Consider the following 23204-nt stretch of genomic DNA (forward strand, 5'->3'; position numbering starts at 1 on the left):
CACTGGAAATGATCAGGAAAATTTTCATCTGAATTTTTATAAAATCACTCTTTCAAGCCTAGCTTAAAGGAAATAAAACAAGTGAAAGCAAAATTATATTCTAAAAATAGAGCAATATTCAATATCTAAATGATGGCAATTCTGGATAATACCTTTTTCTAGGGTCCTTTGATGAAAAAATATACCTCACTGATAATTCATGCGCTCCACCCGAAGATAAGAAACCCAATTTCGAAATCGCATAATCAAAGCTATACCCAAGCTCCAATCCTGAAGGAAGATTTACACCTAATAAAAAAATTAGGGATTCATTATTTGGCAACTCATACTTGGTAGGAAGTCCGCGATACCAAAAACCCAAGACCAAGGGTTCAAAGAAAAATTCAGCACCTAGATCCAATTGAGAGAATTGCCCCTGCTGTTTGTAATTAAACCCTACAGCCACTGATCGCTTCTGGTTTGTATTATTAAAATATTCATTGATATCACCGGGAGCAAGGTCAAATCGATGCCCACCATGAATCGAGTACTTGACCGGTAGCTGATTGGTATTATCAGCCAAATAACTTATTTCCGGACTAAGTAAGTGAGCAGCAGAAAAACCAAACCAAGACTTTTTCCCATAATACAATAAACCAGCGTGTGCATCTGCAGATCTTATCCGACTATCGCCTTCAAAAGCTTCTCCAGGTGAGCCATTGATCAGTCCCGTGTCTATATTTAACTGAGTACCCAAAATGACCCTGTCAAAAAATGCGTCTCGTGCCACAAAAGAGCCCTGAAAGCCAGCTTGAATGTAGCTCGATTCACTAATTTTTAACCGATACGAGTAGACTAGGCCTATTTCATTGACATTGGTTTGGGTGAAAGATTCCTGAGCTCCGTGAAAAATCAAGCCAAACCCCGAGTTTATTCGTTCTTCAAAGTGATCAAAATAGGCGGTATAGGCAACAAAACTCTGATCCAAAGCAGGCCATTGGTTTCTGAAATTGACTCCAACCCTACTCATACTCGTACTTCCTGTAAAAGCAGGATTTAAATAAATAGGATTGGCATAATACTGACTATATTGAATATCCTGGGCCGAAAGGCTGGTACACAGATAAAAAAGGCTTAAAAAAAGAAGTATTTTTTTCATCGGATCAATCTGAATTTTCCACTCTCCTTCACCATTTCAGCATCTGTCGTTTCACCGTTTACTCGATAAACAAAAATACCAGCGTCCAGCAATTTGCCATTTAATGTACCATCCCAGCCCAAGGTATTCAAATCCTCTGTTTGAAAGATCAATTCCCCCCAAGTGTTAAATATCAACAATTCAAAACTCACTAAACCCTTTTGCTTTGGTAGAAAAGTGTTGTTTTGCTCTTCATTGGGAGTAAAGCCGGTAGGGATCATCAGTCGATAACTTCGAGTAATGGATACTGTCTTAGAGATAGATTGCTGACAGCCATATCGATCAGTAATTATCAGAACTACATTGAAATCACCTTTTTTACCAAATACATGAGTTGGATTTTTTTCAGTAGCCCTATTTCCATCTCCGAAATCCCAATCCCAACTGACTGCCCGATTATCCGACAGATCAGTAAACTGGATGACATCACTTGGAAAAACCCCGCCCCCTGCTTCATCTTTGACTCCAGTACCTTGAACTCCAAAATCATAATCCACTGTCAGTTCGAAGGGTTGAATGAAAATCTCAAGAGGAATACCTTCTGAGTAACAATCAAGGTTTTTTTGTTTGATTCTCAATTCAAACATCCCGGATTGACCAACTGATTTCATTTCATCATTTAGCAAAATCAATCCATTGCCTGAAAGTTGGTAATCAAAGGTGGAAGGATTGTAATCCAGGATCTGGCTGGTGACGTCTACGGTTTGCCCTACCAGACATCCTACAATTTCTAAATCAACTAGAGCAATTGGTAAATCTGGTAGGACGATGACAATCTTATTGCTTTTGGCAGGGCAATTTTTCCGATTATACCCAAAAACCTCATACTCACCAGCTTCACCAGTACTAAACGTGCTTTGCGTAGCTCCCTCTATCAGTTCTCCATCTTTGTACCATTCAAATCGATCGTACACTTCATTTCCTGTCCCCTCCAGGGAAACTAGCTCCCCTTCGCAAATATCAATTTCATTGGCTAATTCACTTTCCCCTGAAATCCTCAAAGAAATTGGTTCGGGGGATTCTTGAATAGCAAGAGTCATCGAGTTTCCTTTGGAAGTTTTGCCATAGCTATCGGTGATTGTGTAATAAACCGTTACCTCTTGATCGATAAATTCATCATTTGGAAAAAAAGTGAATCCTCCAGCTTGATCGCTTGCTCTGAACGTGCCCTGTGGCAAAATCAAGACCCGGTTTTGCTCCAGACAGCGTGCCTGCGAACAAACATCTTCTGACTCAGCCTGAATGTCCTCAAGGGATTGATAAAACTGAAGACATCTAATGACACTGTTTTCATTGGGCAACACCACCTCTTCATCCGAAATATTGAATTGATTTTCTTGACCAGCACAAGATGCGATATCTGAAAAATCAACTCCTTGGGGATCTTGAAGTTGATCATCTGCTGATACCTCGACGATGAGATTTCTTATTTCGTGAAAGTTTGAAAAGCCACCGGTCGAGGCTGCAAAGCCTATCTTAAGATTCTTAGGGGCAGGGAAATCATATGGGCGGTCAAAAATCGTAAGCTGACGGGGAAGACCAGGCTCAGTCGTCACAATCATGGTAAGTGTCAAAAAGAAACCTACTCCATCAGGATCGGGTTGCAATTCCAGATTTACTCTACGGTAACCTACCTGCATGGGATCTGTCACCCGTGATGTCCCCGCACCACCAGAACTAATGGGGAATTGACCTCCAGGAGTCAGCCCATCATTTCCCGTGGTCATGGTCCTTCTTCCTACCACAAAGGGATAACCGATATTCCCATTTCCTGGGCCACGAATTACAATAGCGTCAGGGACAAGTTCATCTTGCACACCTGCAAAACCACCATTTTTCCCCTCAGAGCGATTTCCAAAATTTCCAAATTCATCAAAACCTATTCCCAAATAGGCATTGGATAGACCTGGCTCTCCGCTTCTTTGCGCATACCCCAGCGATCCACCAAAGCCACCGGCGTTAAATACTTGGGTATCTGCATCAAAAAGGAAAAGGCTTAATCCATCCGCAAGAAATTGTCCAACACCTCCATAACTAAAATACTCAAATTCCACTTTCAATCCATAAGAAGAAGGAAACGGAACATCTACATAGATGTGCCCTCGTTGATTGAGCTGGTTACTAGTGAGACGTAAAACCCCATCAATTAACCGTGCATCTCCTCCAAATATAGTGTTGGCTTGGGTACTTGGAGTCTGGAAAGTTTCGCAATAAGGAAATCCGATCTGAGCATTCGCTTCCAATCCAAGCAATGCAAAAAATACCAGTATCCAGTTTCTCAATTTCCCCTTCAATCCCATTTTTTTAGAATCCTAAATAAAATGACATTAGGTGTATAAAACAAAAGCTCCGAAGAATCTCTTCGAAGCTTTATTTTTTTTTTGCCTTGTTTTATCTCAGAATAGTCTGAACTCGATCCGGTCCTACGGACACCAATTTGATGGGAACCTGTAGTTCCTCTTCTAAATAGGACACGTATTCTTTTAATTCAGCTGGAAATTCATCATAGGACCTTACCTCAGCAAGAGAGGAGTGCCAGCCTTTAAAGACTTTATATACTGGTCTCACATCCAATTCTGAAATCTCAAAACTCAGGCGATCGATTCGCTCCCCAGTTGGAAGCTCATAGTGCGTACAGACATTGATTTCTTCAAAAATATTCAACACGTCAGCCTTCATCATGAATAACTGAGTTACGCCGTTGATCATAATTGAATAGCGCAACGCTGGCAGATCCAGCCAACCGCATCGTCTAGGTCTACCTGTAGTACTTCCAAATTCGTTACCTTCTTTCCGCATGGCTTCACCTACTGCATCGAAGAGTTCTGTTGGGAATGGTCCACTGCCTACGCGAGTACAGTATGCTTTGAAAATCCCGAAAACCTCGCCGATTTTGGACGGAGCCACTCCAAGGCCTGTACAGGCTCCAGCGGTCATCGTGGTGCTACTGGTCACAAATGGATAACTTCCAAAATCCACATCAAGTAAAGAACCTTGTGCTCCTTCTGCCAGTATTTTTTTATTTGAAGCCAAGGCATCATTGACCACATATTCACTATCGATCAAATTGAGCGTCTTGAAAAATTCCACAGCCGCAAAAAACTGGGCTTCCATTTCGGCCAATGCATCAAGCGGATGATTATAGAAGGATAAAATAGTCTTGTGTTTCTCTACAAGCGCATCGTATTTTTCCCCGAAATCAGGACTTAAGATATCTCCTACCCGTAAGGCTGCTCTACCGATTTTATCTTGATAGGTTGGTCCGATTCCCTTCAGCGTCGAACCGATTTTTTTGTCTCCTTTGGCTGTTTCAAGAGCAGCATCGAGGAGCTTATGTGTAGGTATGATGATGGTTGCCTTTTTGGAAACCACTAGGTTCTTCTGGTAATCAATAGAAAATTTACCCAAACCATCAATCTCTTTTTTGAGGATAATGGGATCGAGCACCACACCGTTTCCGATGATATTCAGGATTTGGGATCTGAAAATCCCTGAAGGAATCTGATGCAACACGTGCTTAATTCCGTCAAATTCCAATGTATGGCCAGCATTTGGCCCTCCTTGGAATCTGGCCACCACCTCGTATTGAGGGGCAAGCACATCCACGATTTTTCCTTTTCCTTCATCTCCCCACTGGAGACCCAGCAATACATCCATCTTCATTTGATGTGTGGTCTTATCTGTTATTCAAATTTTTTTAAAGGGCGAAATTTGCGATAAGGGTATAGAAAACCAAGGGAAACGAGGGAATTATTATACCGCAACCAGACAAAATAAAAAAAAGCCCTACGTTAGGGCTTTATCTCAATTTTTCGATTTGAAATCTTCCACTGAATCGAAGACCGTGAAAATATTATTCAATTTGGTGATTATCAGCAATTTTTTCACGTGATCGGAGGGAGCTGTCAAATAAACTTCGCCACCCGAATTCCTCATTTTGGTCAGCATGGTAATCAGAAGCCCTATTCCACTCGAACTGATGTATCTCACTTCACTGAGGTCAATCACAAAAATTTTTGCTCCATCCTGAATCGCATCGGATACAACTTCGACCAGTTTGGGGCCGACTTCGTCGCCAATCAGGTCACCTTGGATAAATAGGTAATCAGCTTTTTGGTCTTTTTGGGTAGTGTAGGTGAGTTTCATCAGTTTATAATTAGTTTTTTAGCGGTCAGATGAAATCTTCGAATGAGACAGTTCATCATTTCTCTGAGTGACTCCGAAAGGGTCCTGCTCGATTTAATTAGCTATCTTTTCTGTTTTCGCACTTTACCTTGGTACAGTTTCCGTAGAGAATCAATGAGTGATGCAAGACTTGGAAATTCAAAATCTCTCCAACGGTATTTTGGATGTTTTGGATACGAGGATCGCAAAATTCCATCACTTGATTACACTCCACACAAATCAGGTGATCGTGTTGTTTGTATCCGTAGGATTTTTCGAATTGGGCAAGGTTTTTTCCAAACTGATGCTTCGTCACCAGATCACACTCTACCAATAAATCCAAGGTATTGTAGACTGTCGCTCGACTGACCCGATAGTTTTTATTTTTCATACTGATGTAGAGGCCTTCTACATCAAAATGGCCTGTTCGGCTATAAATTTCCTCCAAAATGGCATACCGTTCGGGAGTTTTGCGGAGCTTTTTATTTTCCAGATAGGCGGTAAATATCTTCTTGACCTCTTCGAAATGAGTTGTATTCAAAGGCATTTTCTGCGTTTTTTTTCAAATATAACTTTTGTAACCCAATAAAGATTCAATCAATCAAACCGGGAAATTTTGATAATGCCGTCCACTTGCTGGAGGTTTTTGATCAAATGATCCAAATGCTCTGTGCTATGGACGTAGAGTTTGATCGTACCTTCAAAAATTCCAGCGTCGGAATCCACTGTGATAGAACGCATATTTACCTTTAGTTCATTGGAAATGACCTTGGTGACATCGTTGATGAGCCCTACCCGATCTGTTCCCAAAATTCTTAATCCTGCCAAAAACGCAATTTCCTTTTGGCTGGTCCAGCGCGCCTTGATTACCCGATTGCCATGATTGGAAAGAAGCTCTAGGGCATTTGGGCAGGAAGTTCGGTGGATTTTGATGCCCTCGTTGATGGTAACGAAACCAAAGACGTCATCCCCGGGGATTGGATTACAGCATTTGGCCAAGATGTAATCCACCACATCCATATCCTCACCAATCAGCAACTGATCGTGTTCCGAACCTTTGATGCTTTTGATTTCTTTGGTGAAAGAGGATTCGTCTTTGACCTTTTCTCCGACTTTACTTTTCCCTTTTTGATTTTCTTTAAAATCTTTGAAGGACTTGATTGATGTGGGATCTATTGTCCCTTTTCCTACTCGGTAATAAAATTCGTTTGCTGTTTTTAGCTCATAGTAGGCGCGCAGTTGTTCGACTGTTTCAGAATTAAAGTCCATTTTCATGGCTTTTAACTTTCGCTGAACGATCTCTTTCCCATCCAAAATCGCCGATTTTTTCTCCTCTCGAAGCGCATCTTTGATTTTTGCTTTGGCTCTGGATGTGACTACGTTATTTAGCCAATCCTCGGTGGGTTTTTGCTTATTTGACGTCAGGATTTCCACCTGATCGCCATTTTTGAGAACATGGCTGATCGGTACGAGCCGCTGGTTTACTTTTGCTCCGATGCACTTGGCCCCGATTTCAGTGTGTATTTCAAATGCAAAATCAAGTGCTGTTGCTCCGATAGGAAGTACTTTCAGATCTCCTTTGGGAGTAAATACAAATACCTCATCATGGAATAGATTCCCCCTGAAATCATCCATGAATTCAATGGCATTGCCGTCATTGGATTCAAGAATACTCCTCACCTGACCGATCCAATCATCAAGTCCAGACCCGGTTCTTCCCTGACTGTCCTTTTCCTTGTACTTCCAATGGGCCGCATAGCCTCGTTCTGCGATTTCATCCATTCGGTCAGTGCGAATCTGAACTTCCACCCATTGGCCTGTATTGCTCATTACCGTCGTATGAAGTGACTCATACCCATTTGACCTGGGTGTACTGATCCAGTCTCTGAGACGGTCGGGATTTGGTCTGTAAAAATCCGTCACGATGGAATAAACCTGCCAGCAGTCGGCCTTTTCATTCTCCAACTGACTTTCTATAATTATCCTGATCGCAAACAGGTCATAGACCTCCTCAAAGGGAATTCCTTGCTTTTTCATCTTATTGTAGATGGAATAGACAGACTTGGGTCTTCCCTTGATGGTGAATTTGAAGTCCTGCTTGCCTAATTCATCCTCAATCGGTTGAATAAAGGATTTGATAAACTTATTCCTGTAGCTCTTGGATTCGTTGATTTTCTGGACGATATCCTTATAGGTATCGGTATCAGTGTATTTGAGGTAAAGATCCTCCAGCTCTGATTTGATCGCGTACAGGCCCAATCGATGTGCAAGGGGTGCATAGAGATACATGGTCTCAGAAGCGATCTTCAGCTGCTTGTGTCGGGGCATGCTGGATAAGGTCCGCATGTTGTTCAGCCGATCGGCTAATTTGATCAGAATTACACGGACATCATCAGAGAGCGTGAGGAGCATTTTGCGGAAATTTTCTGCCTGCTGCGAACTTCCGTAGTCAAATACTCCTGAGATTTTGGTCAGTCCATCAATAATGGTCATTACCTTATGGCCAAATTCCCGCTCGATATCTTCCAGCTCAAGATCCGTATCCTCCACCACGTCATGAAGCAGAGCGGCGATAATAGAGGTCGTACCCAATCCTATCTCTTCCACACAGACCAAAGCCACTTCAAGCGGATGATAGATGTAGGGCTCTCCGGACTTTCTTCGCATTTCTTTATGCGCTTCCAGAGAAATATTGAATGCCTTCTTAATCAGTTTGGTATCCCCTGGCTTCAAAAAGGGTTTAGCCTGTTTCAGCAGTTTGCGATACCGTTTTAGAATTTCTTTACGCTCTTCTTCTATGTCCACAGGGATCATATGGGTGGATTTTTATTCAAAATAAGGGACAGGAGATTGATCATTCCATATTTTTGGATTTTTTTTTTCAGACACTTGTGAAAAATAAGATAATGTTTTTACCTTTGCATCCACAATTAGAAAACGAGATCATTGATCAAATAATCTCGGTCTGATTGAATCCAATGCGGATGTGGCGAAATTGGTAGACGCACTAGACTTAGGATCTAGCGCCGCGAGGCATGGGGGTTCGAGTCCCTCTATCCGCACAGCACAAGCCCTCAATCACTCCACTGTTTTTGATCAGACAGGAAAGCGGTTGGGGGTTTTTAGTTCATCATCTGTTTAATTTTATACACCTTGGAAATTACATTAGACAAGCATTCAGCAAATCAAGCTTCTATTAAAATTACACTAAACGAAGCAGATTATCAACCAAAGGTTGATGCCAAACTAAAGGATTACGCAAAAAAAGCAGTCATTAAAGGTTTCCGTCCCGGAAAAGCGCCGATTTCCATGGTAAAAGGAATGTACGGAGTTTCGATTTTGGTGGACGAAATCAATGCAATCCTAGGTGAATCGCTGAACAGCTATCTGAAAGAACAAACTTTTAGAATCTTAGGCGAACCGCTACCGGTAGAGAAAGAAGACAATTCAATCGACTGGAAAACGCAAAAAGGTTTTGACTTTGAATATAAAATCGGATTTGTCGATTCCGTCAATGTACCGCTTGATAGCTCCACCAAAGGCACCAAATACACCATCAAAGTGGACGATAAGTTGATCAATGAAACTATTGACAACCTGAAGTCTCAATACGGAAACAGCACAAATCCTGAGGTAAGCGAGGCAAACGACAATATCTACGGAGACCTTAATGCCGTCGAGGGTGAGTTTTCAAAGACACTGTCTCTTCCCGTGGCTAAACTTTCCAAGAAGCTTGCAGCCAAATTCACAGGTATGGAAAAAGAAGCAGTAGTTGAGTTTGATGCCAAAGAGGTAAAAAACAGCGAATGGTCTGAGGCTTTTGGTTTGACTGAAGCGGAAACTGCCGAAGCAAAAGGAGCCTTCACATTCACTGTGAAAAATATCAATAGAACAGAAATCGCCGAGTTGAATCAGGAGTTTTTCGATAAAATCTTCGGTCCAGATGCAGTTTCTTCAGAGGAAGAATTTATCGCTAAAGTAAGGAAGACACTACAGGCAAGCTATGACCGTGAATCCAAAGTATTCACGGAAGAAGAACTGAAAAAAGTATTGGTAGAGAAAGCCAACTTGGATCTCCCAGATGCATTCCTAAAGGAATGGCTGATTCGTGCCAATGAAGGTAAAGTGTCAGAAGCTGACGTAGAGAACGAATACCCGATCTACGCGAAGCAATTAACCTGGTCATTGATTTCCAATCAAATTGCAAAAGATAATGGCATCCAAGCAGAACACACGGACGTCATCGAAAAAACCAAAGAAATGGTACGTGAGCAGTTTGCTTCCTCAGGACTTGGTTCACAACTGGAAGCAAGCATGGATATGTTTGTTGACAATTACCTCAAAGGAAACGAAGGTCAAAACTACATGAACATGATGACCTCCGTTCAAAATGAAAAGGTACTTGCTTTCGTTCAGGAGAAAATCAACCTAACAGAAAAGGAGATTTCAATCGATGAATTCAAGGAACTTTTAGAGAAGTAAATCGATTTAGAGAGTTATATTCAAAAGTCCTTTTTTAAAGGACTTTTTTATTTTTGTCTACCACAACAAACTCAAAAATGATTAACAAAGAAGAATTCAGAAAGTACGCGATTCACAATCAAGGCGTAAGCGGGACGGCATTTGACCAATATACCCAGCACATTGAAAATATGACTCGTTCGGTGATCGAGGAAAGGCCTCAGAATTTCAGAGAAATCGACGTATTCTCCCGATTGATCATGGACCGAATCATTTTCCTTGGAACAGGCATCGATGATCACATTGCCAATATTATAGTAGCTCAGTTGCTCTTCCTCGAATCAGTAGATGCCAAGAAAGACGTCTTGCTCTATGTCAATAGTCCAGGAGGATCCGTGACGGCTGGTTTGGGAATATATGACACCATGCAGTATATCGGTCCGGATGTAGCTACGATATGTACTGGCATTGCCGCTTCTATGGGTGCAGTATTATTGGCCGGTGGAGCAAAAAACAAGAGATCCGCTTTGCAACATTCCAGAGTGATGATTCACCAGCCTTCGGGCGGAATGCAAGGACAATCCAGAGATATGGAAATTTCACTGAAACTGATCTTGTCCATGCGCGAAGAATTGTATCAAATCCTTGCCAATCATACCGGCAAAACATTTGAAGAAATCGAGCGGGATTCCGATCGTGATTACTGGTTGAAAGCTCAGGAGGCCAAAGAATATGGTCTGATTGACGAAGTTTTAGTTAAAAAATAAAAAAATGGCGCAAGTAACCTGCTCCTTTTGTGGCAGAAACAAGAAAGATGTAGATCTGATGGTATCGGGCATTTCGGCCCATATCTGTAATTTTTGCATCGAGCAAGCTCATCTGATTCTTGGTGAAGAAGACAAAACCAAAAAGTCGGCAGGAGCCTCAAAACCCAAGTTCAAACTTAAGAAGCCAAAAGAGCTTACCTCCTATCTCGACCAATATGTAATTGGTCAGGAAGAGGCCAAAAAGGTATTGACCGTAGCAGTTTACAATCACTACAAGCGTCTCCAGCAAAAAGATGATCATGATGATATCAAGATTGAAAAATCAAATGTCATCATGGTAGGTGACACAGGCACAGGAAAAACTTACCTGGCCAAAACCTTGGCAAAAATCCTCGAGGTCCCTTTTTGTATAGCTGATGCCACAGTTTTGACTGAGGCGGGTTATGTGGGTGAAGATGTAGAAAGCATCCTCACCAGACTTCTCCAGTCTGCGGATTACAATGTCGAAGCGGCAGAGCGAGGAATCGTATATATTGATGAGTTGGATAAAATTGCCCGTAAGTCGGATAACCCTTCCATCACCCGTGATGTCAGTGGTGAAGGTGTCCAGCAGGCAATGCTGAAACTCCTCGAGGGAACGATGGTAAACGTACCTCCTCAGGGCGGCAGAAAGCACCCAGATCAGAAAATGATCGCTGTGAATACAGAAAACATCCTATTTATTTGCGGAGGTGCATTTGACGGAATTGCAAGGCATATCGGCAAGCGATTGAATACACAGCCAATGGGTTTTGCCAAAACCAGCAATACTCCTCAGGCAGACCGAGAGAATCTGCTTCAATATGTCACTGCACAGGATTTAAAAGCATTTGGATTGATTCCGGAACTTATCGGACGACTTCCAGTTTTGACACATTTGGATCCACTTCACAAAGACGCACTGAAACGAATTCTCACTGAGCCAAAAAATGCTTTGGTAAAGCAGTATACCAAACTTTTGGCTATGGAAGGAGTCAAAGTTACTTTCGAAGAGGGTGCTTTGGACTTCATCGTAGACAAAGCTGACGAATACAAGCTTGGCGCGAGGGGACTTCGGTCCATTTGCGAAGCGATCGTTACAGACGCGATGTATGAGTTGCCTTCAGATGAATCAGTCAAAGAATTGGTGATCGATGAGGAATATGCACGATCCCAATTTGACAAATCAAAATTCAAGCGACTGCAGGTTGCTTAAGATTAAAAACCCCGGTGAAAATCGGGGTTTTACTTTTTAAGCGAATCCAGAATAAATCCAGCAGTAATCTCTGAAGCAGAGCCTTCCCCTATTTTTTCCTGAACCAGATCATACCCTTGTAGCATTTCTCCTTTGTAGACCACATTGGTAAAAATTCGATTCAATTCGTTTTTGAGATTAGCTATAGAAAAATCATCCTGAATCAGTTCTTTGACCACTTCCTTATCTGCAATTATATTCACCAAAGAAATGTACGGAACACGGATGAGGTGCTTCGCAATCCCATAGGTGATGGCTGAAGTTTTATAAACCACTATCTGGGGAACTCGAAACAAGGCGGTCTCCAAGGTGGCCGTTCCAGAGGTCACGACAGCAGCTGTAGCATGACTCAAAAGATCATAAGTTTGATCAAAAACCACCTTAATTCCTGCTGCTCTTGCAGTATCGTAAGCAACTGAAGGTAGACTCCCAACTCCAGCGATTACAAATTGTGTATTAGGGAATTCCTTAACCAAAGAAATCATCCGATCAAGCATGGCATGGATCTCTTGCTTTCGACTTCCTGGAAGCAGGGCTACGATAGGCTGATAGCTCAATTCGTTTTTCTGAAAGAAAAAATCATGCGGCTTAAACTTCCTGATCTCATCCAAAAGTGGATTTCCGACATACTTGACATTCATCTCAAACTTTTCAAAAAACGCTGGCTCGAAGGGAAGAATGGAATAAATCTGATCTGTGAATTCCTTTAGCTTCAGAGCTCGTTTCTGGTTCCATGCCCAGACTTTGGGAGGAATGTAGTAATGAACGGGGATACCATTTGCTTTGGCAAAGGCTGCAATTTTCATGTTGAATCCACCGTAATCCACCAAAATCAATGCATCGGGACGGTAGGCTAAAAGATCTTTTTTAACAAGATTGAGGTATTTGAGAACTTTTCTAAATCCTAGAACAACTTCCAAAAAGCCCATCACTGCGACCTCTGAATAATCAACAGCAAGCGCTACACCTGCGGCTTGAGAATAGCTCCCCCCCATTCCGCGAAATCTCACGTTTCCCTCCAGTTTTTGCAAAGCCAAAACTAAGTTTGAAGCGTGTAAGTCGCCGGAGCGCTCGCCTGAAATAATGTAGATTCGTTTCAATTTGGTTTGGTAATTTTTCTACTAAAAATAAAAGTAGGCTTTTCGACCTACTTTTTATTCATCTTATTACATTCTCAGTTTTAAATTCCTTCCCCATAAAACTCCACAAAATTTCTCGGTGTCTCATAAAGGGTAAGCTTGTATAGTCCTCCATGGGGAGTGATTTTCTTTACAGCTGGCTCCAAAATTTTCCAAAACTCCATGACCAAAATCTCACAGCTGGCCATTTTACCTAGCATAAAATCAACGTCCACATTGAGATTTTTGTGATCCACTTTGTCAATCACAAGCTTTCTGATCAGCGTACTTAGTTGTTTCAGATCTACAACAAAACCTGTTTCTGGATCCGGAAGTCCTTTTACGGTTACGATCAACTCGAAATTATGACCATGCCAATTGACATTGGCACATGGACCATAGACTTCGAAATTCTTTTCATCAGACCAATTTGGATTCCAAAGCTTATGGGCGGCATTGAAATGCTCTTTTCTGCAAACGTGGATCATCTACTTATTCAAATTCGCTGCAAAGTTAGGCAAAAGTAAACGGGATAAGAAATCCTATACCTACCCAGTAAATGAAAAACGCCCGGAGCAACCGAGCGTTTTGAAATTAACTTTTATTCAATTCGTTGAAAAACAAGACCAGATGATCTTCTCTTCCCAGGTCAAACTTGCCCTCTTTGATGATCTGCTTGGCTCTTTCTTGATCAGCGGGATCAAGTGCTTTGATGATGACATTTGTCCTGTTTTTCACATTGGCAACATCAAAATTGGAATTGATTAGATAGAAAGACTCCTCGAACACAAACATTCTGCCTGCTGTAGGAGCATAGCTATTCTTTGGTGGGGTGACTAAGTCAGAATAAAATTTTCGGACAAGCGTATACTTTTTACCTTCGGCAAGGACATTTACCAAATCCTTGGGGCCTACCCCCTTTATGTATTCAAATCCCTTTTTGAAAAGCAGGTTTGGCAAGAGGCCTTGAACTGTACTTTGAGCGATTAGAATAGATGGTCGCTGAAGTACTGCATATTCGAGGTAATCTTTATTCAAGTAGATGGTATTGCCTGCTTCATTGACCACTTCCAATTCATTGTCATGAATGTTAAATCGGTAGGCGACATCTTCTTTCAGACCTGCATTGGTTGTTCCGATGTCTGCCTTGGCCCAATCTGCAAATAGGTAGGGCGAACCATCAATTTCACTATAGGGAGTAATGCGTGCTGGAGCCCCGTTCAGGTCGATATTAGAGATCTGGGAGTAAGCACTGGAAGAAATAAGTAATGCAATAGCTATTGGAAGAAACTTCATTTAATTTTTAATTATTTTTTTGTGGAAAATTAATTTGTTGGTTTCAATTTTTAAAATGTATAATCCTGAAGGGTTAGGCAGTGTAATCACCTCAGTCCATTCCTCGGAATTTTTCCCAGCTACCTTGGTCAAATAAACTCGTCCAGCCAGATCGATAATTGAATAATGGATTGGACCTCTATATTCATTGGAGATCTGAAGTGTAATGACGTCTTCACTCGGCACTGGACCTACAAAAACCCCAAATCTACCTAAATCCGGCTCGGGCAATGCGGAAATAATCACTGGATCAGAAATCCTGTTGCAAAGCTCATTGAAGATGGCTACTTGGTAGGAACCGTCTCCTTCTGCTACAAAACTTCTCCCAGTTGCTCCTGCAATAGCTTCGCCATTGAGATACCATTGGTACGAGCTACCTGGCTGCTGAGAGGTCAGCTGGCTTCCGTTAATTACAATCACCGGCTTACTCAGTTCATTGGAACTGATTTCTATTTCCTCAGTAAAAGAGGTAGAGCCCAAACTGTTGGAAATGGTCAACTTGACAGGGTATCTTCCAGGGGAATCAAATACAAAAATCGGGTTTTCCAATGTCGATGTGATACCTGAACCAAATTCCCAAAGGTAAGAGGAAACTGCACCTTCACTTTGATTTTCGAAGGTAACCGCCGCTCCCACGCAAGGATAGGTTGACTCAAATTTGGCAAATAAAACCTCGTCACAAGGCTGACTAAGCCATCCTGTAGCGTTTTGAATGGTTGCAGTTGTGCCCAAATTGATAATCCCCTGTCCACTTTTATTGACATTTGAAACATTGAGGTGGTCAAAGCATAGTTTCTTGTATACATCAAAAATCAAAGTACTTCCAGCCGCTAAAGCCGAAATAGATGCTTTGGTCTGCTGAGTGGCAGAGGAAGTTATTTGACCCAATACGGTAAAAGAACTAACCTGTGCAAATTCCAGCGTACCCCCTGGGCCTAGTGCCAACTCCTGAACATCGAGGGAAGCACTGCCCAATACTGCCTTTCCATTGGAAATAGCAAGATTTTCTAACCCATCAGTCGATAGTGCCAAAGTCCCACTCATCACCTCGAGTCTTGAAATCTGAGTTGGAGATGAATTGGCATATTGCCCAGAACTACCCTCGAATTTGGCCGTTAGGCCTTCTTTGAATTGGCTGGTAGGATCGAAAGTGAGCGATTGGGAGAATTTCATCGATTCAACATCGCCGGACACAATTCCACCTGAAAGAAGTCGGATTTGATTCGCCTCCAATTCCGCCATATTGAAATTGACATTGGAAGTCCCAACTTCGAGTTTATCAAATTTGGCACCTGAGATGACACTCCAATTTCCTTTGGTGAATTTTAAAGTAAGGTTTTCAAACAAAGTTTGGCCAAATTCCAACAATAGCTCATTGGTACTTTCTGAATCAAAAATGATTGATCCATTTTTGATTTCAGTGATTTGATTGCTGATCCTGAATCCATTTGAAACCGTAAGATTCTGTGATTTCAGATCCAATGACAATACCTGATCTCCAAACACGTTCACACTGAATGCCGTAGAGCCTCCGCTTAGGTTTACAGTTTTATTCTGCCCTGCAGGACCGTCAAAAACAACTCTCGTCCCTGCATTTGGAACCTTACCCGCAGCAGGGCCATTTGCTGTGAGAGACCATTTACTCGGATCACTCCAATCTCCGGAAGCCCCGCCGATCCAGTAGAGAGTTTCGGCAGCTCCATCTACTGCTCCGGCAGAAAACACCAGAGAAAAAGGCTGCATACCAAATGACAATTCTCCTTTATGGGTTATTCTTACCGTATATTTTTTGGCTTGCGGAGCGGCGATGAAAACTTGCTCAACATTATCTCTAAAGTTGTCTGTAGTTTGTACTCCACGTGCAGCAGCTCCCAATGCTGGGTCAAGCGTCCATGGGAAATACTCAACGCCGTCTTCATCAAAAATGCGAAGATCCAGATCATTGACCAACATCAAATTTGATGGATCCAATGCGGTACCTACAGGTGTCCCTGCTGGATCCGTCCATGCGATTGTTGCTCTGATCGGGGTAATGCCGTCTGATACAATTTCATATTCGTAGGTACTCCCTTGATCCAAAATCAGTTCCCGGATCAAATTACTACTACCATCTTCATTTAGTATCAACTCGGCCGATGCTCTGGCATCCAAAAGTCCCCAGCCATACATGTAATCTGGTCCAGGTGCAGGACCTGCTTCTTTAGCGGTATGAATGGCCAAAGATTTCAATGTAGCTGCAAGCATAAATTTGCCAGGATTCCTTTGGCTATAAAGCTGTTGTAACAGAAAGAGTGAACCTGTTACATTTGGTGCAGACATGGATGTTCCACTCAAGCTAGCGTAAGAATTTTGGTCTGAAGCGTTAATGGATGAGCTAAACACATTCACCCCCATGCCTACCAAATCAGGCTTAATTCTCCCGTCATCTGTAGGGCCCCAAGCAGAAAACCCACTGACAGCTACAGAATTGGGGCCGGTGTAGTTTAAGACTTGAGATACAGCTCCCACCGTAATATTATTTTTTGCCACACCTTCTGGACCGATGGTATCATCTGGACCATCTGGAGGGCGGGTGCCATCCCCGCGATCGTCGCGATCATTTCCGGCAGACCATACCACTGAATAGTACGGTCTAGAATAAATCAATTCATCAATAGCTTGAGACTTGGCCGAATAAAATCCAAATCTCCAGTCTTCTTGAGTGCTGATTGCGGGATTACCAAACCAGGTCCAGTTGGCTCCATCTTGTCTCCAGCCCAAGACCACTCCATACGAATGGTTTGAAATCAACATTCCAGAAGGTTTGGAAACTGGTTCATAGGCATTGGCCAGCATTTTAGAAATGTCTGACTCCCAATTGAAAGCCCACCCCGTAGCTTCATATGCCATACCGCGTGCTGCTGCATTGACACCCGCAGCAAGTATAGTCCCACTCACGTGGGTTGAATGTTCACTTAAAGTCTCTGTAGAACCATCTACTTGCGTGAGTCTTGACCCGAATTCAGGATGATCTCGTTTAGGTCTGGTTTGGTCAAATATCCCAACTACCAAGCCCTTTCCCGTAAGGTTTACACCCAAAGATCCGCCGGGCTGGAGGTGATTAACTCCGGTGGTAATGGCTGCATTGACATTGTGCGGGGCAAAAATCACCGGATATCCAGATTCATCCAAGTATTGAATTTTTGAAAAATATCCGTCTGCTAACCTCAACCCTCCCTGCTCTTTTAAAAAAGGAAAATTATATGAGTTGATGGGACCAGAAAGTTGAAATAATCCAAGTTTGCCTTTAAGGCTTTGCTCAGACTGGTTTTTTGCCTCTTCCCATTTTTTGCTGAGCGATCCATTGTCTTGCCCATGAACTTCTCCTAATAGAAGGAAAGAAATCATGATCAAGAAAATGGGGTTGCCATTTTTTAGAATACGTCTCATATAGTCCATTACTTACTTTTCAATCCCACTCATTTATCACCAATCCAAGTTGGATCAAAAATATCACACTATTTAACACTCCTAAAGCTTTATTCGTTAACAATTGCAAAAAAAAAGGAGGGAAATATCCCTCCTTTTAAAATTCAGAATTCAATTACTTTTTAACCAAAGTAGTGGTACCGTTAATTGCGTTATTAGGATCACTCCAATAGACAACCATGGTTTTTGTCGCAGCATCATAGCTACCCACTTTAGGATCGACAGCAGGTGCTGAGATCGCAAATTCAGTTTGTCTTGCTTGAACGAATGTCAAGGCATTACAATTGTCTGAATAGATAGCCTCTTGAGTTGTACCAAAACCAAACGCTGCGTAAAGACCAGCAGACACATCAGAAATAACATAGCGGCCATTTCCAAGTGGACTTACTTTTACATCAGCAGTGAAGGTTCCAAATCTTGATACGCCTGTTGCTGCCCATACGTCAGCATCCACAGAAATAGCAGAAGGACATACGACACGAATGTTGATCGATAGATCAGAATAATTTGGAGAAAGCTCCGCGCCTGTAGCAGATTCGATGACCAGTTTTAGCTGTGGTGTTTCACTCGGCTCAATGTTTCCAGTCAAAATAGTAACTGGGAAATTAGCTACGAATTCACCAGCAGGAATTGTGACCGAATTGGATGCCAAGGAATAATGCACTCCATTGACCGCAGTAGATGTAGGATCAACTCCAATTGTGAGGGTAATGGGAGCAGAACCATCTGTGGAAACACGGTTAACTTGAACCTGCAACTGATCTGTCTGCGTATCACTTGTTCTCGTTTGAGTAGTAGTCAGACCATTAGGAAGATTTCCAGCATTGAATTCAACCTGATTTACTTCAATAAAGACATCAGTTCCTGGATCATCAAAGCAAGAAGTCATTGCCATAGCGGCAAATACGACTGCGAAATAGATATATAACTTTTTCATTTTAACTTCTAATTTTAGTTATAGCCAGGATTTTGTTCCAAAAGCTCGTTCAATTGTAATTGATCAGTCGGAAGTGGTGCAAGTAGTCTGTAATCACTGTAAGGAACGTTTTCAAATCTTCCTGCTTTAGTGATGTCCATTCCGTTACGCTTCAAATCGAACCATCTGTGACCTTCCAATACAAACTCTTTTCTTCGCTCGTTCATGATTTGTTCAAATAACGCATCTCCTGACAAGTCTGCAGCAACTGCTGAAAGGCCTCTGTTTGTTCGAAGCGCATTCAAATCTGCTCTTGCGCCACCCGCATTACCAGTTCTAAATCGAGCCTCAGCACGGATCATGTACAGTTCAGAAGCTCTGATGATTGGAAGATTTTGAAGGAAATCCCCTTTCGCACCCAACCATTTATTTGATCTGTAAACTGTTCCTGATGAACCAGTACGTGTTGTAGCAGTCCATGCTTCTTTTCGGATATCCCCATCTTCATAAGAGTTGTATAACTCATCAGTTACAGTCAAAATGAACTGGGCACTTGGGAAAACATTGGCAGTTAGGGAACATACTGAGTTATTTACTCCATCTACACCACTCCAGTCATTTGATCTGATTTCAATCTCGAATAATGATTCAGGATTTGGGAAGGTAGAGAAAGCAGAAACATAATTTTCTGGGGTTAATAATCCAGTACCGGAATCAGTAAGGCCAAATGAAGCCATCGCTTGAGTCGCCATAGACTCTGCCTCAGCAAATTTGGAATCATACAAATAAACTCTTGCAAGTAGGGCTTGAGCTGAACCTTTGCTCGCACGATAAATATTTGCAGATCCTAAAGCAGCATTTGGAAGTCCGTTGATAGCTGCCTGTAGATCTGAAATCATGAGGTCATAGACTTCTCTGTTGGTCGCTCTAGCTCTAAAATCAGCATTAGAGAAACCCAAAGTCGGCTCGGTTCTGATAATAACAGACTTATTAAATCCACCTACCTCTTTACCAGGCTCATAACCATATACACGAGCCAGATCGAAGTAATGAAGTGCTCTCAAGAAGTATGCTTCAGCTTTAACTCTAGCCTTCAATGCATCATCTCCTTCAGATTCGTCGATACCTTCAATAATGATATTCGTATTATTGATTGCAGCCCAATATTGGGTGGTCCACATACCCATATGAGCTCTATCTGCATTGGCTTCTTGTCCAATATATCGACCTGTATTGGCGATAATTCTAAGGTTATCAGCCATTACCTCTGGAGCAATCATAAACTGCTGACCGTATTGGTTAAATCCTCGTGCAACTCCATATGTTGAAAATGCAAGAGACTGGTAACCTGTAGCTGTGGAGAATGTAACCTCAGGAGTCAAACTTTGTCTCGGTGTTACATCAAGATCAGTACAAGATCCTGCGATCAATGCACTGCCAAGTATGAATGTTCTGATTATATTTTTCATATCGTATTTACTGGATTAGAAGGTTAGGTTAACACCAGCAGAGAATTGTCTTGGATTTGGATATCGTCCAATAGACACTAAGTTGGAAATACCAACAACTTCAGGATCCTGACCTACATAGTTTGTGAATGTTGCCAAATTCAGACCTTGAACAAACGCTGTAAGTCCTTTCATGCCGATTTTTGAAGCAGCAGCACTAGGCAGGGTATAATTCAAAGTCACTTGCTTCAATCTGATATATCCACCATCGCTCAAGAATCGAGTAGAGAATGTATTGATTGCTGAGGTACCCGGAGCTTGACCACCTTCGTAAGGCATACCCACTGTGGTAATATCACCTGGGGCTTTCCAATAATTCAATTGGTTAGTTCGTAGGTTACCAGTACCTGATCCCCAGTTTTCCAAGTTGAATTGATCTTGGTTTCCTGCCAAGTTACCAAATTGACCTTGGAAGAATACCTCCAAAGAAACTGGACCATAGCTAAATGAATTTGAAAGTCCACCATAGCTAGTTGGAAGACCACTTCCTATGTATCTCAAGGTAGATTCTCCAACGATGTAAGTTGGGTTATTATCTGCATCGGCGTACAATGCCCGTCCATTTGCAGGGTTAACTCCCAAATATTGATGCGTGTACCAGAACTGGATCGGCTTTCCAACGATCAGCGTATTGCCGATTCGGTCAAGTCCATCATACAATTCCAATAGTTCATTCTCAAGGAATGTGATGTTGAAGCCAGTGCTCCACTGGAATTTTCCAGCTACAATATTTACCGTCTGCAAATCGATATCTACACCTTGATTTCGGACTAGACCTGTGTTTCTCGTAATTGATCCAAAACCTGAATCAGTTGGCAATGGCGTATCGAAAAGGAGTGAAGATGAATTTTTTCTCCAGAAATCAACTGTTGCAATAATTCGACCATTGAAAACGGTCGCATCTAAACCAATATTAATAGTCTCTGCTTCTTCCCAAGTCAACAAGTCATTACCTAATTGAGAAAGAGAAAGGGCTCCTGAACCTAAGTACTGTCCAGTATTACCTACAAGAGTTCTAGACGCAAAGTTTGCAATCTCAGAGTTACCTGTGATACCATAAGAAGCTCTTAGTCTCAAGTTGTCAAGCCAAGTTATATCCTGCATGAAGCCTTCGGAGGAGATTCTCCATCCAACAGATGCTGCACCAAAAGTCCCCCACTTGTTTTGCTCTCCGAATCTGGAGTGACCGTCTCTTCTGACAGTGAAGTCAGCAGTATAGCGATCGTCATAATCGTATTTTACTTGACCGAAGAAACCTGCTCTTTTATACTCAGTGAAAGAACCACCAATGGCAAATGGGGTAGCTGCGTTCTGCAAGTAGACTAAGCTTGGGTCAGCAAAACCTCGACCTGTTGCATTGATGATTTCTGCCTGAAAACCTTTGTATTCAAATCCCGCAATACCAGAAACTGTATGCACATCATTGAATTTCTTGCTGAAATTGAAGTTGTGGTTGGTATTGTAGTTTAATCTTCTGTCATCTTGGAAAAAGGACGAGCCTCCGTAAGAAGAGAATGCAGGAATTGTGCTTGGACGGTTGTTTTGATCTCGGGTATCAGAGAAATCTACGCCGAAGTAAGAGGTCCAGCTTAACCATGGAGTAATCTGATAATTCAACTGCAAATTGGAAACCGTCTGAACTGCTACCCCTTTTCTGATTTCTTGATAAACACCTTGTACGATGTTGTATCCGAAGTTGTGAGCAGAAGGATAAGGGGCAAAAGTACCGTCTTCATTGTAAATAGGTTGATTTGGTCTCATTGTAAAACCTGCTGAGAAAGGTCCGTTCACGAAGTTTCCGTCCGCGATCGTTCCATTCGTTACCTGAGTTGCCAAGGATAAATTCGCAGCAATTGTGAATTTGGTGCTTGGTCTATGAGTAATATTCAATCTACCGGTAAGTCTTTCGTATTGAGACTGGATGATTTGTCCTTCTTGTCTGGTATATGCACCTGAAACGTAAAAACTGGTTTTCTCATCACCACCAGACATACTCAAATCGTAAACGCTCAATCGCGCATCGCGATAAAGTTCGTCTACCCAGTCATAGGATTCCAATGAAGGATTTTCAGGGTCACCATATGCGGCAATGGCATTTGCAGGATTGAGACCAGCATTGATAAATGCATCTCTTTTGATACCTGCAAGCTGCGTTGCATTCATTACCTCATATAAATTCAAAGGCTGAACAATACCCTCCTGAATGGAGACTTTGGTTTGCGTAGCTCCTTTTTTTCCTTTTTTAGTAGTGATCAATACTACCCCATTGGCAGCCTGAGCACCATAAATAGAAGCAGCTGCAGCATCCTTCAATACCTCAATTGATTCGATGTCATTTGGGTTGATGGATGCAAGTGGGTTCTGGGAACCTTGAGTAGAAGTAGATCCACCACCACCAAGCTGTACACCATCCACAATATACAGTGGATCGTTACCGGCGTTTACTGAACCTACACCACGAATCCGCACATTGAGTGCACCACCAGGCTGTCCAGTAGTAGAAGTCACCTGCACACCGGCAATTCTACCCTGCATCGCACGGTCAAATGATTGCATAGGCAGGTTTGCAAATACTTCACCTTTCACAGATGAAATCGCACCAGTAATCTCCCGCTTGGATTGATCACCGTAAGAGGTAATCACAAATTCAGAGAGAGACTGAACATCGGGCTGCAGCGCAACATTGATGGTAGTCTGGTTACCGATCGTCACTTCCTGTGAGGTCAAACCCACAAAAGTGAAGACCAAAACATTGCTTCCGGCAGGAACACTGATTGAGTACTTACCATCCAAGTCTGTGGCAGTACCAATGGTGGTTCCTTTTACCAGAACTGTCGCTCCTGGTACTCCCATGTTATCCTCGACGGATGTCACGGTACCAGTGATCACACGATCCTGTGCAAACGCTACTGCGCTGGACAAGAAAAGCATGAGTCCTAGAAGTAAAACTTTCCTCATATTGGTTAGATTTTGGTTTAATAAACTCAATGATATTTCTAAATCTTGAATATCTCAAG

The 23204-nt window shown here is 42.2% G+C and carries 16 protein-coding genes and 1 tRNA gene; 4 read left to right on the forward strand and 13 right to left on the reverse strand.

Annotated features, from left to right (window positions below):
• Positions 1-118: 118 nt before the first annotated feature.
• From DK188_RS16380 to DK188_RS16405, 6 genes are all read right to left on the reverse strand, one after another.
• On the reverse strand, positions 119-1138 hold the full coding sequence (locus tag DK188_RS16380) for a PorP/SprF family type IX secretion system membrane protein (protein WP_111671926.1): 1020 nt from the start codon (positions 1136-1138) through the stop codon (positions 119-121).
• Positions 1135-3477: a PKD domain-containing protein gene (locus tag DK188_RS16385; RefSeq protein ID WP_111671927.1), complete on the reverse strand. Its 2343-nt coding sequence runs from the start codon at positions 3475-3477 to the stop codon at positions 1135-1137. Before DK188_RS16385 ends, DK188_RS16380 begins: the two co-directional genes overlap by 4 nt.
• 91 nt (positions 3478-3568) lie before the next feature.
• Positions 3569-4840 carry an adenylosuccinate synthase gene (locus DK188_RS16390; RefSeq protein WP_111671928.1) on the reverse strand — a complete coding sequence of 424 codons (1272 nt, stop codon included), beginning with the start codon at positions 4838-4840 and terminating at the stop codon, positions 3569-3571.
• A gap of 141 nt (positions 4841-4981) precedes the next feature.
• Positions 4982-5323, reverse strand: a complete 342-nt coding sequence (locus DK188_RS16395; protein ID WP_111671929.1) for an STAS domain-containing protein — start codon at positions 5321-5323, stop codon at positions 4982-4984.
• A 97-nt stretch (positions 5324-5420) separates the two neighbouring features.
• Entirely contained in the window at positions 5421-5888 is a 468-nt protein-coding gene (locus DK188_RS16400; protein WP_111671930.1) for a Fur family transcriptional regulator, read from the reverse strand.
• A gap of 50 nt (positions 5889-5938) precedes the next feature.
• Positions 5939-8155, reverse strand: a complete 2217-nt coding sequence (locus DK188_RS16405) for a RelA/SpoT family protein (RefSeq protein WP_111671931.1) — start codon at positions 8153-8155, stop codon at positions 5939-5941.
• A gap of 166 nt (positions 8156-8321) precedes the next feature.
• Between DK188_RS16405 and DK188_RS16410 the strand changes: the two genes are divergently transcribed.
• The 4 genes from DK188_RS16410 to clpX all read left to right on the forward strand — a co-directional run bounded on the left by DK188_RS16410 (position 8322) and on the right by clpX (position 11803).
• Positions 8322-8403, forward strand: a tRNA-Leu gene (locus DK188_RS16410).
• A 91-nt stretch (positions 8404-8494) separates the two neighbouring features.
• A complete protein-coding gene (gene tig, locus DK188_RS16415; RefSeq protein WP_111671932.1) occupies positions 8495-9823 on the forward strand; it encodes a trigger factor in 1329 nt (442 codons plus the stop codon).
• A 77-nt stretch (positions 9824-9900) separates the two neighbouring features.
• Positions 9901-10569 (forward strand): ClpP family protease, encoded by a 669-nt coding sequence (locus tag DK188_RS16420; protein WP_111671933.1) that lies wholly within the window; start codon positions 9901-9903, stop codon positions 10567-10569.
• Positions 10570-10573: 4 nt separating this feature from the next.
• On the forward strand, positions 10574-11803 hold the full coding sequence (gene clpX, locus DK188_RS16425) for an ATP-dependent Clp protease ATP-binding subunit ClpX (protein WP_111671934.1): 1230 nt from the start codon (positions 10574-10576) through the stop codon (positions 11801-11803).
• Positions 11804-11832: 29 nt separating this feature from the next.
• On the opposite strand, the gene lpxB is transcribed toward clpX, so the two are convergent.
• The 7 genes from lpxB to DK188_RS16460 form a co-directional block, all read right to left on the reverse strand.
• Positions 11833-12942 (reverse strand): lipid-A-disaccharide synthase, encoded by a 1110-nt coding sequence (gene lpxB, locus DK188_RS16430; RefSeq protein ID WP_111671935.1) that lies wholly within the window; start codon positions 12940-12942, stop codon positions 11833-11835.
• Between the two features lie 80 nt (positions 12943-13022).
• The gene (locus DK188_RS16435; protein WP_111671936.1) at positions 13023-13448 is read right to left on the reverse strand and encodes a 6-pyruvoyl trahydropterin synthase family protein; all 426 of its coding nucleotides are present in this window, start codon (positions 13446-13448) and stop codon (positions 13023-13025) included.
• Positions 13449-13554: 106 nt separating this feature from the next.
• Positions 13555-14256 (reverse strand): hypothetical protein, encoded by a 702-nt coding sequence (locus tag DK188_RS16440; RefSeq protein WP_111671937.1) that lies wholly within the window; start codon positions 14254-14256, stop codon positions 13555-13557.
• On the reverse strand, positions 14257-17724 hold the full coding sequence (locus DK188_RS16445) for a S8 family serine peptidase (RefSeq protein WP_198673033.1): 3468 nt from the start codon (positions 17722-17724) through the stop codon (positions 14257-14259).
• 154 nt (positions 17725-17878) lie between these two features.
• A complete protein-coding gene (locus DK188_RS16450; RefSeq protein ID WP_157963261.1) occupies positions 17879-18700 on the reverse strand; it encodes a hypothetical protein in 822 nt (273 codons plus the stop codon).
• A gap of 14 nt (positions 18701-18714) precedes the next feature.
• Positions 18715-20148, reverse strand: coding sequence for a RagB/SusD family nutrient uptake outer membrane protein (locus DK188_RS16455; RefSeq protein ID WP_111671940.1), 1434 nt, complete (start codon positions 20146-20148; stop codon positions 18715-18717).
• Between the two features lie 15 nt (positions 20149-20163).
• Positions 20164-23145 carry a SusC/RagA family TonB-linked outer membrane protein gene (locus tag DK188_RS16460; RefSeq protein ID WP_111671941.1) on the reverse strand — a complete coding sequence of 994 codons (2982 nt, stop codon included), beginning with the start codon at positions 23143-23145 and terminating at the stop codon, positions 20164-20166.
• Positions 23146-23204 lie beyond the last annotated feature (59 nt).

The sequence above is a fragment of the Algoriphagus litoralis genome (assembly GCF_003259255.1).
GTDB classification, from domain to species: Bacteria; Bacteroidota; Bacteroidia; order Cytophagales; family Cyclobacteriaceae; genus Algoriphagus; species Algoriphagus litoralis.

Coding starts and splice junctions, on each gene's coding strand:
- DK188_RS16405 (WP_111671931.1), bottom strand. CDS start 8,155: ATGATCCCTGTGGACATAGAAGAAGAGCGTAAAGAAATTCTAAAACGG.
- DK188_RS16455 (WP_111671940.1), bottom strand. CDS start 20,148: ATGAAAAATATAATCAGAACATTCATACTTGGCAGTGCATTGATCGCA.
- DK188_RS16460 (WP_111671941.1), bottom strand. CDS start 23,145: ATGAGGAAAGTTTTACTTCTAGGACTCATGCTTTTCTTGTCCAGCGCA.
- DK188_RS16435 (WP_111671936.1), bottom strand. CDS start 13,448: ATGATCCACGTTTGCAGAAAAGAGCATTTCAATGCCGCCCATAAGCTT.
- DK188_RS16390 (WP_111671928.1), bottom strand. CDS start 4,840: ATGAAGATGGATGTATTGCTGGGTCTCCAGTGGGGAGATGAAGGAAAA.
- DK188_RS16385 (WP_111671927.1), bottom strand. CDS start 3,477: ATGGGATTGAAGGGGAAATTGAGAAACTGGATACTGGTATTTTTTGCA.
- clpX (WP_111671934.1), top strand. CDS start 10,574: ATGGCGCAAGTAACCTGCTCCTTTTGTGGCAGAAACAAGAAAGATGTA.
- DK188_RS16440 (WP_111671937.1), bottom strand. CDS start 14,256: ATGAAGTTTCTTCCAATAGCTATTGCATTACTTATTTCTTCCAGTGCT.
- DK188_RS16380 (WP_111671926.1), bottom strand. CDS start 1,138: ATGAAAAAAATACTTCTTTTTTTAAGCCTTTTTTATCTGTGTACCAGC.
- DK188_RS16420 (WP_111671933.1), top strand. CDS start 9,901: ATGATTAACAAAGAAGAATTCAGAAAGTACGCGATTCACAATCAAGGC.
- DK188_RS16395 (WP_111671929.1), bottom strand. CDS start 5,323: ATGAAACTCACCTACACTACCCAAAAAGACCAAAAAGCTGATTACCTA.
- DK188_RS16400 (WP_111671930.1), bottom strand. CDS start 5,888: ATGCCTTTGAATACAACTCATTTCGAAGAGGTCAAGAAGATATTTACC.
- DK188_RS16450 (WP_157963261.1), bottom strand. CDS start 18,700: ATGAAAAAGTTATATATCTATTTCGCAGTCGTATTTGCCGCTATGGCA.
- DK188_RS16445 (WP_198673033.1), bottom strand. CDS start 17,724: ATGAGACGTATTCTAAAAAATGGCAACCCCATTTTCTTGATCATGATT.